Origin of the sequence: Acidovorax sp. 100, assembly GCF_003688355.1 — a bacterium.
In the GTDB taxonomy this organism is placed as follows: domain Bacteria; phylum Pseudomonadota; class Gammaproteobacteria; order Burkholderiales; family Burkholderiaceae_C; genus Acidovorax; species Acidovorax delafieldii.
Genome location: NZ_REFD01000001.1, coordinates 2,718,389 through 2,730,551 on the forward strand (window position 1 = coordinate 2,718,389; position 12,163 = coordinate 2,730,551).

At 65.8% G+C, this 12,163-nt stretch carries 8 protein-coding genes and 1 tRNA gene; 5 read left to right on the forward strand and 4 right to left on the reverse strand.

Annotation, left to right across the window (positions count from 1 at the left end; genetic code table 11):
- Nucleotides 1-168: 168 nt before the first annotated feature.
- The 4 genes from hpnE to hpnC form a co-directional block, all read right to left on the reverse strand.
- Nucleotides 169-1,455: a hydroxysqualene dehydroxylase HpnE gene (gene hpnE, locus C8C96_RS12515; RefSeq protein WP_233584321.1), complete on the reverse strand. Its 1,287-nt coding sequence runs from the start codon at nt 1,453-1,455 to the stop codon at nt 169-171.
- A 51-nt stretch (nt 1,456-1,506) separates the two neighbouring features.
- A complete protein-coding gene (hpnD, locus tag C8C96_RS12520) occupies nt 1,507-2,346 on the reverse strand; it encodes a presqualene diphosphate synthase HpnD (RefSeq protein WP_121942531.1) in 840 nt (279 codons plus the stop codon).
- 150 nt (nt 2,347-2,496) lie between these two features.
- Nucleotides 2,497-3,906 (reverse strand): L-serine ammonia-lyase, encoded by a 1,410-nt coding sequence (locus tag C8C96_RS12525; RefSeq protein ID WP_121942532.1) that lies wholly within the window; start codon nt 3,904-3,906, stop codon nt 2,497-2,499.
- Between the two features lie 317 nt (nt 3,907-4,223).
- Nucleotides 4,224-5,132, reverse strand: coding sequence for a squalene synthase HpnC (gene hpnC, locus C8C96_RS12530; protein ID WP_370107355.1), 909 nt, complete (start codon nt 5,130-5,132; stop codon nt 4,224-4,226).
- 242 nt (nt 5,133-5,374) lie between these two features.
- On the opposite strand from hpnC, the gene C8C96_RS12535 reads away from it, so the two are divergent.
- From C8C96_RS12535 to clpP, 5 genes are all read left to right on the forward strand, one after another.
- The gene (locus C8C96_RS12535) at nt 5,375-6,598 is read left to right on the forward strand and encodes an efflux RND transporter periplasmic adaptor subunit (RefSeq protein WP_121943996.1); all 1,224 of its coding nucleotides are present in this window, start codon (nt 5,375-5,377) and stop codon (nt 6,596-6,598) included.
- Between the two features lie 8 nt (nt 6,599-6,606).
- Nucleotides 6,607-9,789, forward strand: a complete 3,183-nt coding sequence (locus tag C8C96_RS12540; protein ID WP_121942534.1) for an efflux RND transporter permease subunit — start codon at nt 6,607-6,609, stop codon at nt 9,787-9,789.
- Between the two features lie 90 nt (nt 9,790-9,879).
- Nucleotides 9,880-9,966 (forward strand) — tRNA-Leu (locus C8C96_RS12545).
- 75 nt (nt 9,967-10,041) lie between these two features.
- Nucleotides 10,042-11,355 carry a trigger factor gene (gene tig, locus C8C96_RS12550; RefSeq protein ID WP_056064489.1) on the forward strand — a complete coding sequence of 438 codons (1,314 nt, stop codon included), beginning with the start codon at nt 10,042-10,044 and terminating at the stop codon, nt 11,353-11,355.
- Between the two features lie 134 nt (nt 11,356-11,489).
- On the forward strand, nt 11,490-12,098 hold the full coding sequence (gene clpP / locus C8C96_RS12555; RefSeq protein WP_015014885.1) for an ATP-dependent Clp endopeptidase proteolytic subunit ClpP: 609 nt from the start codon (nt 11,490-11,492) through the stop codon (nt 12,096-12,098).
- Nucleotides 12,099-12,163: the final 65 nt, after the last annotated feature.

Sequence of the window (12,163 nt, forward strand, 5' to 3'; positions counted from 1 at the left end):
GGGGGTGTCTCCGTCAAAACAAAAGGCCGAAAGGCCAGCGCGCCCAAAGGCGAACAAGGCGCATGCGGTATGCGAGTGGCGCCATGGTGCCTGGGTCGTGCTTTCGGAATGCTGTCAGCGGGCTTGGTAGTTACCCGGGGGTGGCCTGCTGGCCCGGGTGGTGTTGTGTCAGCCCGCTGCCGCGCAGGCCGCCACGGCGGTGCCGCTGAGCACCGCGCCTTCCAGCGTCGCCGGGTAGGGGCCCTCCACATAGTCGCCGCAGGCCGTCAGCCCCGGCAGCACCTGCATGGCGGGCCGCTGCAGGCCGGGGGTGCATGCAAACGTGGCGCGCTTTTCGACCACGGTCTGCACAGGGCGCAGGCCCGGCAGGCCCAGCTGCGCAGCGGCTTGCTGCAGCACCTGTTGCTCGATGAGCGCCCGGTCGCCATCGCTGGCGCTCACCACAAAGGCCAGCAACCCCTGCTGGCCGTCGAGCTGGCCCCGGTCGAACACGAACTGCGCCGGGTGCTCTGCCGTGTTGCGCAGCGCCAGCATGGGCAGGGGCAAGCGCGCGCCAAGGGCGTGGGCGTAAACGGTGGTGATGGCCTCAAACCGCAGGGCGCCGGCGGTGGCGCTCCAGCGGGCGGCAGCGGCCAGGCCCGCCGTGGTGGCAAGGCCATCGACCAGACGGGCGGCCTCCCACGAGGGGCAGGCCAGGGTAATGTGGTCGAAGGCATCGGTTGCTTCTGAGCCTTGCGCCGCACCCCCAGTCCCCGCTAACTGCCAGCGTCCGCTGGGCAGGGGCACGAGCCGCTGGATGCGTTGGCCGGTGATCACCTGGCCGCCTTGCTGCACCAGCCAGCGCATCGCGGCCTCGGGGAACAGCGCGCCCAGGTCGGTGCGGGGCAGCAGCAGGTTGGAGCCACCGCGCCCGCTGAACAGGCTGTCTTGCAGCACCCGCAAAAACACCTGGCCACTGGCCTCGCGTGCGGGGGTGTTGAGTGCCGACACGCACAGCGGGTCGATGAACTCGGCCATCAGCCGGGGCGTGAGCGGGGCACACAGGTCTGCCACCGAGGTGTGGGGCGCGCAGCGAAAGCCGCGCAGTTGCCAGGCCGTGGCCGTGCGCAGCAGAGCGATCTTGTCTTGCCAGCTCCAGCCTTTGGCGCGCGCGATGCCCAGCAGCGCATCCAGCGGCGGGGGCAGGTCGGGCAGTTGCAGGCCCTGGCCATCGGGGAACTGCAGGGTCAGCGGCAGGCGCAGCAGCGCGGTGGCAGGGTCCATGCCCACCAGGCGCATCAGGCGCAGGCTCTCGGTGTAGGCACCAATCAGGATGTGCTGGCCGTTGTCGAGCGTGGCCGCTGTGCCATCGGGCAGCACACCCCGCACGGCGCGGGCGCGGCCGCCCACGGTGCGCGCGGCCTCGAACACGGTGACCTGGCGGCCGGCCTGCCGGTGGGCGATGGCAGCAGCCATGCCGGCCCAGCCAGCCCCGATGACGGCGACTTTCTGCGGTGCCACGCCGGGCTACATCCTGCCCAGGGCTTGCATCTTCCAGGCCAGCCAGAACTTGCGCAGCGGCGTGAGGCGGATGCGCTGGTGCAGCACCTGGAAGTTTTCGTGCTCGATCTCGCGCAGCAGGGTGCGGTAGATGCTGGCCATCATCAGGCCGGGCTTTTGGGTGCGGCGGTCCGCGTCGGGCAGCAGGGCAAAGGCCTCGTCGTACAGCCGGTGCGCACGCTCGGCCTGAAAACGCATGAGTGCGGTGAACCGGTCGGAGTACTGGCGCTTCAAGATCTCGTGCGCCTTCACGTCGAACTGCTGCAGCTCGCTGACGGGCAGGTAAATGCGGCCCAGCATGGCGTCCTCGCCCACGTCGCGGATGATGTTGGTGAGCTGGAACGCCAGGCCCAGCCGGTGGGCGTATTCGGTGGTGCGCGGGTCGGTCTGGCCGAAGATGCGCGCTGCGACCTCGCCCACGACGCCCGCCACCAGGTGGCAGTAGCCCTGCAGGCCTGCAAAGTCGAGGTAGCGCGTCTGCTCCAGGTCCATCTGGCAGCCGTCGATCACGGCCTGCAGGTGGCGCTGTTCGATGCCGTAGTCGGCCGCCAGCGGCATCAGCGCCAGCATCACGGGGTGCGTGGGCTGGCCCGCGTAGGCCTTGCTCACTTCGGCCTGCCACCAGGCCAGCTTGGTGCGGGCCACGCCAGGGTCGCTCACTTCATCGACCACATCGTCCACTTCGCGGCAAAACGCATAGAACGCCGTGATGGCCGCGCGGCGCGGGGCAGGCAGAAAGAGAAAGGCGTAATAGAAGCTGCTGCCCGAGGCCACGGCTTTTTGCTGTACGTACTGCTGCGGTGTCATGGGGCGAGATTGTCCCATGGCGCACCCCGGCAGGCGGGGTGGCAGGGTTTGAAGCCTTTTGGGGCGGAGGCGCTAGTGCAATATGGTCTGAATGCTATTTAATGAATAGCATTCAGGCGTTGGCACTGCAAGGCATCAGGGCGGCGGGGGTCAGCATTCGACCACATTCACCGCCAGCCCGCCGCGCGATGTTTCCTTGTACTTGACCTTCATGTCCGCGCCGGTCTGCATCATGGTCTTGATGACCTTGTCGAGCGAGACCACGTGCTGCCCGTCGCCACGCAGCGCCATGCGGGCGGCGTTGATGGCCTTGATCGCGCCCATGGCGTTGCGCTCGATGCAGGGGATCTGCACCAGACCGCCCACGGGGTCGCAGGTCATGCCCAGGTTGTGCTCCATGCCGATCTCGGCCGCGTTCTCCACCTGCTCGGGCGTGCCGCCCATCACGGCGGCCAGCGCGCCAGCGGCCATGGAGCAGGCCACGCCCACTTCGCCCTGGCAGCCCACCTCGGCGCCGGAGAGCGATGCGTTCTCCTTGTAGATGATGCCAATGGCACCTGCGGTGAGCAAAAAGGTGGCAATGCCGTCGTCGTTGGCCGGGATGGGGCCCTGCAGAAAGTTGACGTAGTAGTGCAGCACGGCCGGGATCACGCCTGCCGCACCGTTGGTGGGCGCCGTCACCACGCGGCCGCCAGCGGCGTTTTCTTCGTTCACGGCCATGGCGTACAGGTTCACCCAGTCCAGCATGGAGAGCGGGTCGCGCAGGGCGGCCTCAGGCGAGCGGCTCAGGTTCTTGTGCAGCTCGGCCGCGCGGCGGCGCACATGCATGGGGCCGGGCAGGGTGCCAGTGCTGGCGCAGCCGCGCTGCACGGCGCCCGCCATGGTCTGCCAGATGGCCAGCAGCTGGCGCCGCACCTCGGCCGGGCTGCGCCAGTGCTGTTCGTTGGCGGCCATGAGCTGGGCCATGCTCTGGCCCGTAGTGCGGCACTGCGCCAGCAGCTCGGCCCCGGTGCGGAACGGGTATGGCAGGCCCTGGCCATGGCCTGCGGTATCGGCGCCGGCGCTGGCAGGCGTGTTGAGCACGCGCTGGCCCGCAGCATCGACCACAAAGCCGCCGCCCACCGAGTAGTACTCACGCATGGCGATGTCGTTGCCCTGCGCATCCAGTGCATGGAAGACCATGCCATTGGGATGCAGCGGCAGGCTTTTACGGCGAAACAGCAGGTGGTCCTTTTCGACAAACGGCACGGCATGCTCGCCCAGCAACGCCAGCGTGCCGCTCTGGCGGATCTGTGCGATGGTGGGGGCGATCTGGTCGGGGTCGATGTGGTCTGGCTCGTGCCCGGCCAGACCGAGCAGCACGGCGCGGTCGGTGCCGTGGCCCACGCCGGTGGCTGAGAGGGAGCCGAACAGCTCCACGCTCACCTGGTGCACCGCCGCCAGGCCGACGGTGTCGCGCGCATGGCAGGCAAACTGCCGGGCGGCAATCATGGGCCCCACGGTGTGGGAGCTGGACGGCCCGATGCCGATCTTGAAGAGGTCGAAAACGCTGACGGACATAGTTGGGGGGTGACCCTGGGCTCAGAGAACCAGTGTTAAAGGTGCCCCTGCGCTTGTGGCGCGCGGGCACGGGCCGGCAGGGTGGGGGTGTTGGCCGCCGCCCTGCCACGGTGGCCGCGAGGCTAACCGGGTGCGGTGGCCGGGGCATGCTCGCTATCCCTGCCCCTGCCGGGTCAAGGGCGAGAGGCATTCCAATGATTTGCTATCAATTAAGTAGCTTTTGGCGTGTATGAATCATGCGCTACAGGCCGTTTGGGCACTGCGTGGTGCGCTGGCAGGCCAATGTGTGAGCCCGCCTTGTGGCCCATGAATCTTTCTTACATCACCAGCGCGCGGCCCAGCATCACGCACCAGTCCCAGCCACGGAGCTTGGGCCGGGTGTGCAGGCTGCCCCCTTTGAGGGCCTCGACCTTGTCGAGGATGCGCAGGCCGCCTTGCACCACCAGCCGCAGCTCCCAGCCGGTGCGGCCGGGCAGGCGGTCCACCAAGGGGGCGCCGCTTTGCATCGTGGTGCGCGCCCAGTGGGCGCAGTCGGCAATCAGGCGGGCGTTCTCGCGGGTGCTTTGCAGCGCCAGCAACTCAGACTGACAGGCGCCATACGCTACGCAGTCGGAGCGCGGCAGGTAGTGGCGGCCCCGGGGAATGTCCACGGACAGGTCCTGCCAGAAGTTGATGAGCTGCAGCGCCGTGCAGATGGCGTCGCTCTGGCGCAGCGCTTCGGCGTCGTGCACGCCATACAGGTGCAGCAGCAGCCGGCCCACCGGGTTGGCCGAGCGGCGGCAGTAGTCCAGCAGCTCGTCGCGGTCGGCGTAGCCCTCGCCGTCACGGGTTTTTTCGACGTCCTGGGCAAAGGCGCTCAGCAGGTCTTCCAGCAGCGGCACGGGCAGCTGATGGCTGCGCAACACGCCTTGCAGCGGCAAAAACACGCTGGCCCAGCGGGGCGAGGGCGCCTGGCCCTGGGCAATCGCGCGCAGATCGGCCAGGTAGGCCGCCAGGTCTGCCAGCCGGGCGGCGGGCAGGGCATCGCCTTCGTCGGCAATGTCGTCCGCCGTGCGCGCAAAGCCGTAGATGGCGGCAATCGGCTGGCGCAGGTGGGGCGGGCACAGCAGGGATGCTACGGGGAAGTTTTCGTAATGGGTGACAGGAGGCGCCACCGCATCAGTCGCAGTGGGCTGTGGCGCGGAGGCTGCGCCGGGGTGGGGAGAGGGGCTGGGACGGTCGTTCACACCCGGATTGTCGCTTGACAAGCTCAAGGGCTTCTCATAGATTACTAACCGGTCAGTCAGTAATCATAAAAACCAATCCAGTGGGGGACAAGGCGGCTGGCCCCTGCATCTGTTCACAAGCGCCCTGCATGGCTGCGGGTGGCTGGTTGGCGGGTGTCTGGTGTACTGTTGCTGCGCGGGCACTCCGGCCTGCGTCTTGCTTGCTGATCCTTGTGGCCCCTTCTTTTTTCACCGGATTTCCCATGCGCACATCCTCCGCCCTGCGGCCCTCTTCACGGCATTCCAGGCTTTTGCTGGTGCTGGCCACCGCTACCGTGCTGGCCGCCTGTTCGCGTCCCGCACCGCCTGAGGAGCCCGTGCGCTCCGTCAAGCTGATGACGGTGGGCGTGGGCGCGCTGCAGTCCAGCCTGGAGTATTCGGGCGAGGTGCGCGCGCGGGTGGAGTCGCGCCTGGGCTTTCGCGTGGCGGGCAAGATCGTGCAGCGCCAGGCCGAGCTGGGTCAGCGCGTGAAGGCCGGGCAGGTGCTGGCGCAACTGGACCCCAAGGACTACCAGCTGGCGGCTGATGCGGCGCGTGCGCAACTCGCATCGGCCACCACGCAGCGTGATCTGGCGGCGGCGGACCTCAAGCGTTACCAGGCGCTCAAGGACCAGAACTTCATCAGCGGTGCCGAGCTGGAACGCCGTGAGGCCACTCTCAAGGCCGCCCAGGCCACGCTGGACCAGGCGCGCGCGCAGCTGTCGTCGCAGGGCAACCAAGCGGCCTACACCACGCTGGTGGCCGACGTGTCGGGCGTGGTGACGGGCATCGATGCCGAGCCGGGCCAGGTAGTGTCGGCCGGTGCGCCGGTGGTGCGTATTGCGCAGGACGGCCCGCGCGACGTGGTGTTTGCTGTGCCCGAGGACAAGGTGGCGCAGATCACGACGGGCTCCGAGGTGGCTGTGCGCGGCTGGTCTGGCGGCGCGACCCTGACGGGCCGCGTGCGCGAAGTGGCTGCGAGCGCCGACGCTGCGACCCGTACCTTCCAGGTCAAGGTGGCCATTGACGCTGCGGACGCCCCAGCGCTGGGCGCCACCGTGTACGCCACGCCCAAGGCACTGAGCCATGCCGGCATTGCCGCCATCAAGCTGCCCACGAGCGCGCTGCGTCAGGAGGGCCAGTCCACCGCCGTGTGGGTGTACGACCCGGCGACCAGCACCGTCAAGTCGCAGGTGGTGCAGATCGCCACGGCCGACGGCAACGATGCCGTGGTGGCAGGGGGCCTGACCCCCGGCATGCAGGTGGTGGCCACTGGCGTGCATGTGCTGTCTCCCGGCCAAAAAGTGACGGTATACCAGCCAAAAGTGGCCCAGGCGCCAGTGAATAAAGCACAGACAGCTCCTGAATCGGTAGCAATGCCGGCGGTGCCATCGGCTCCGGCGGCCGCTGCTGCACCCGCCACCGCCACGGCCTCTGCCGCCAACTGAGGCCCGCCATGACGCAAATCCAACCCAAAGAGGGGTTCAACCTCTCCAAATGGGCGCTCGACCATCCTGCGCTCACCCGCTACCTCATGGTGGTGTTGATGCTGCTGGGCTTTGCCGCCTACTTCCAGCTGGGGCAGGACGAAGACCCTCCGTTCACCTTCCGTGCCATGGTGGTGCGCACCTACTGGCCCGGTGCCACGGCCCAGCAGGTGGCCGAGCAGGTCACCGACAAGATCGAGCGCACGCTGCAGGAAGTGCCGTACGCCGACAAGATCCGCAGCTATTCCAAGCCCGGCGAGTCGCAGATCATTTTCCAGATCAAGGACTCCTCCAAGCCCGGCGACGTGGCCAACGTCTGGTACAGCGTGCGCAAGAAGGTGGGCGACATGCGCTACACCTTGCCCCAAGGCATTCAGGGCCCGTTCTTCAATGACGACTTTGGTGATGTGTATGGCGTGATCTACGCGCTGGAGTCCGAGGGATTCAGCTACGCAGAGCTCAAGCAGTTTGCCGATGACGCGCGCCAGCAGCTGCTGCGCGTGCCCGATGTGGCGAAGGTCGAGCTGTTTGGCGTGCAGGACGAAAAGCTCTTCATCGAGATCTCGCAAAAGCGCCTGTCGCAACTGGGCCTGGACATGAACCAGGTGCTGGCCCAGCTGGGCCAGCAAAACGCAGTGGAAAGCGCGGGCACCATCCAGACCCCGCAAGACCAGGTGCAGGTGCGCGTGCAAGGCCAGTTCAACGCCATCGAGGACCTGCGCGCGATGCCGATCCGTGGCCCCTCGGGCGCGCAACTGCGCCTGGGCGATATCGCCGAAGTGCAGCGCGGCTATGTGGACCCACCGGGCGTGAAGGTGCGCCACCAGGGGCGCGAGGTGATTGCGCTGGGCGTCTCCATGTCCAAGGGCGGCGACATCATTGCGCTGGGCAAGGCCCTGCACACCACCACCGACCGCATCGCTGGCACGTTGCCGGCGGGCGTGAAACTGGTCAACGTGCAAGACCAGCCCAAGGCGGTGTCCACCTCGGTGAACGAGTTTGTCAAGGTGCTGATCGAGGCAGTGGTCATCGTGCTGGCGGTGAGCTTCATCAGCCTGGGCGTCCACAAGCGGCCCGGCAACAACCCGCTGTGGAAGCGCTGGTACATCGACCCCCGCCCGGGGCTGGTGGTGGGCATCACGATCCCGCTGGTGCTGGCCGTCACGTTCCTGGCCATGTGGTACTGGGGCATCGGGCTGCACAAGATTTCGCTGGGCTCGCTCATCATCGCGCTGGGCCTGCTGGTGGACGACGCCATCATTGCGGTGGAGATGATGGTGCTCAAGCTCGAAGAGGGCTATGACAAGGTGCGCGCCGCCACCTTTGCCTACGAGATCACGGCTATGCCCATGCTCACGGGCACGCTGATCACGGCGGCGGGCTTCTTGCCCATCGGCCTGGCCAAGTCCACCACGGGTGAATACACCTTTGCCATCTTTGCCGTGACGGTGATTGCGCTGGTGCTCAGCTGGTTCGTGTCGGTCTACTTCGTTCCTTACCTCGGCACGCTGCTGCTCAAGGTGCCGCCTCACGTCTTGGCCGCTCAGGCCAACAAGGGCATCACGGACGACCCGCACGAGGTTTTTGACAGCCCGTTCTACCGCAGCTTCCGCCGTCTGGTGGACTGGTGCGTGCAGCACCGCTGGCTGACCATTGGCGCCACGGTGCTGACCTTTGCGCTGGGCATTGTCGGCATGGGCAAGGTGCAGCAGCAGTTCTTCCCGGATTCCAGCCGGCCTGAGATTCTGGTGGACATCTGGTTCCCCGAAGGCACGTCGTTCGCAGGCAATGAGGCCGTCACCAAGCGCGTGGAGCAGCGCCTGCTGTCCGAGCCAGGCGTGAACACGGTGAGCACCTGGGTAGGTTCTGGCGTGCCGCGTTTTTATCTGCCGCTCGATCAGGTGTTCCCGCAGAGCAACGTGTCGCAGTTCATCGTGGTGCCCCAAGACCTGAAGGTGCGCGAATCGCTGCGTGTGAAGCTGCCTGCGCTGCTGGCGCAGGAGTTCCCGGAAGTGCGCGGGCGCGTCAAGCTGCTGCCCAACGGGCCGCCCGTGCCTTATCCCGTTCAGTTCCGCGTGGTGGGACCCGATCCGCTGGTGCTGCGCGAGCGTGCGGACGAGGTCAAGGCCCAGCTGCGCCAGAACTCCAACATGCGCGGGGTGAACGACAACTGGAACGAGTCCGTGAAGGTGCTGCGCCTGGAAGTCGACCAGGCCAAGGCACGCGCCCTGGGCGTGACCAGCCAGTCCATCGCACAGGCGTCCAAGACCATTCTGTCGGGCACGCAGGTCGGCCAGTACCGCGAGGGCGACAAGCTCATCGATATCCTGCTGCGCCAGCCACTGGATGAGCGCAACGCCATCACCGACATTGCCAACGCCTATCTGCCCACGGCCTCGGGCAAGTCGATCCCGCTCACGCAGATCGCCAAGCCCGTGTTCACCTGGGAGCCGGGCGTGATGTGGCGCGAGAACCGCGACTACGCCATCACCGTGCAGGGCGACGTGACCGAGGGCCTGCAGGGCGCCACGGTGACGGCGGCACTGCTGCCATCCCTCAAGGAGATTGAGGCCAAGTGGCGGTCGGCGGGCCAGACGGGCTACCGCATCGAGGTGGCGGGCGCCGTGGAGGAAAGCTCCAAGGGCTCGGCGTCCATCGCGGCGGGTCTCCCCATCATGCTGTTCATCACCTTCACGCTGCTCATGCTGCAACTGCACAGCTTCAGCCGTGCCATGCTGGTGTTCCTGACCGGGCCGCTGGGGCTGGCGGGTGTGGCGGCGGCGCTGTTGCTGCTCAATCGTCCCTTTGGTTTTGTGGCGCTGCTGGGGGTGATCGCGCTCATGGGAATGATCCAGCGCAATTCGGTGATCCTGATCGATCAGATCGAGCAGGACCGCGCGCGAGGCGTGCCCGCCTGGGATGCCATTGTGGAATCGGCCGTGCGCCGTTTGCGCCCCATCGTGCTCACCGCCGCTGCCGCCGTGCTGGCCATGATCCCGCTGTCGCGCAGCGTGTTCTGGGGCCCGATGGCTGTGGCCATCATGGGCGGGCTGGTGGTGGCCACGGTGCTCACGCTGCTGGCACTGCCTGCAATGTATGCGGCCTGGTTCCGTGTCAAACGACCTGCGCCAGAGGTTCCTGGTGCTGCTTGACCGACAGGGCGTCCGCATCAGGTAAAATAGAAGGTTGACCGATTTCACACAGGCGGCAGCTGAGGTTGCCGCCTGTTTGTTTGTAGAACCGCGCGGGTGGCGAAATTGGTAGACGCACCAGGTTTAGGTCCTGACGCCAGCAATGGTGTGGGGGTTCGAGTCCCCCCCCGCGCACCACCCATGTGAGACTTTGCGGAACACGGCGCTGCTGCGCTGCAGCCAGCACGATCCACATTCATAAGAGGAATAGCCATGGCCGTTACTGTTGAAACCCTTGAGAAGCTCGAGCGCAAGATCACGCTGAGCGTGCCCGTCACCCTGATCCAGTCCGAAGTGGACACGCGCCTCAAGCGCCTGGCCCGCACGGTCAAGATGGACGGTTTCCGTCCCGGCAAGGTGCCCATGAACGTGGTGGCCCAGCGTTATGGCTACTCGGTGCAGTACGAAGTGCTGAACGACAAGGTGGGTGAGGCCTTTGCCGTGGCTGCGAATGAAGCCAACCTGCGTGTTGCTGGCCAGCCCCGCATCACCGAAAAGGAAGGCGCTCCCGAAGGTCAGGTGACTTTTGACGCCATCTTCGAAGTGTTCCCCGAAGTCAAGATTGCTGACCTGTCTGATGCCGAAGTTGAAAAACTGTCGTCCGAAGTGACCGACAGCGCCATCGACAAGACCATCGACATCCTGCGCAAGCAGCGCCGTAGCTTCGCCCAGCGCGCCATTGACGCCGCTGCGCAAGACGGTGACCGCGTGACCGTGGACTTCGAAGGCAAGATCGACGGCGAACCCTTTGACGGCGGCAAGGCCGAAGACTTCCAGTTCCTGGTCGGCGAAGGCCAGATGCTCAAGGAGTTCGAAGACGCGGTGCGTGGCATGAAGTCCGGCGAAAGCAAGACTTTCCCCTTGGCGTTCCCCGCCGAGTACCATGGCAAGGATGTCGCTGGCAAGACCGCCGACTTCCTGGTGACGATCAAGAAGATCGAAGCGGCCCACCTGCCCGAAGTGAATGATGCTCTGGCCAAGTCGCTGGGCATTGCCGACGGTTCCGTGGATGGCCTGCGCGCCGACATCAAGAAGAACCTGGAGCGCGAAGTCAAGTTCCGCTTGCTGGCCCGCAACAAGGCTGCCGTGATGGACGCCCTGGTGTCCAAGGCCGAGTTGGACCTGCCCAATTCCAGCATCCAGGCTGAAATTGCCCGCCTGATGGAAGGCGCCCGCGCTGAACTCAAGCAACGCGGCATCAAGGACGCTGACAAGGCAGAAATCCCTGAAGACGTGTTCCGTCCCCAAGCTGAGCGCCGTGTGCGCCTGGGCCTGGTGCTGGCTGAGCTGGTGCGCGCCAACGAACTGCAGGCCAAGCCCGAGCAGCTCAAGGCCCATATCGACGAGCTGGCTGCCAGCTACGAGAAGCCCGAAGACGTGGTGCGCTGGTACTTTGGCGACCGCCAGCGTCTGGCTGAAGTCGAAGCCGTTGTCATCGAAAACAACGTGACCGAGTTCGTGCTGTCCAAGGCCAAGGTGGTCGAGAAGGCCATCTCCTTCGACGACCTGATGGCGCAGCAGGGCTGATAGGCCCTCGGGCCGGGTAGCCTGCTTCGCGCAACTGCCCGGTTCTGGTTGTCAAGACACACCAGGGGCTTGTGCTTTCGTGCACAAGCCCCAATTCATTTCTGGGTACAGTACCTGCTTGACTGGAGAAATACATGAGCGCATTGGAAACACAAGGCCTGGGCATGGTCCCCATGGTCATCGAGCAGTCGGGCCGTGGCGAACGGTCCTATGACATCTACTCGCGCCTGCTCAAGGAGCGCGTGATTTTTCTGGTGGGCCCGGTCAATGACCAGACCGCCAACCTGGTGGTGGCACAGCTGCTGTTCCTGGAAAGTGAAAACCCCGACAAGGACATCTCGTTCTACATCAACTCGCCCGGTGGTTCGGTGAGCGCCGGTATGGCGATTTTTGACACCATGAACTTCATCAAGCCCGATGTCTCGACCCTTTGCACGGGCATGGCGGCCAGCATGGGTGCGTTCCTGCTGGCGGCGGGCGCCAAGGGCAAGCGTTTTGCGCTGCCCAACTCCAAGGTCATGATCCATCAGCCATTGGGCGGCATGCAGGGCCAGGCCACCGAGATCGAGATCCACGCCCGCGAGATCCTCAAGACCCGCGAGCAGCTCAACAAGATCCTTGCTGAGCGCACCGGACAGCCGCTGGAGAAGATCCAGCGCGACACCGAGCGTGACTATTTCCTCTCGGCCGACGAGGCCAAGGACTATGGTTTGGTGGATCAAGTGATCAGCCAACGCGCCTGATCGCCCGAGGGCGACGAAGCGGCGTTTTCCCGAGGGGAAGACGCCGTTTTTTATTTGGTTATCAT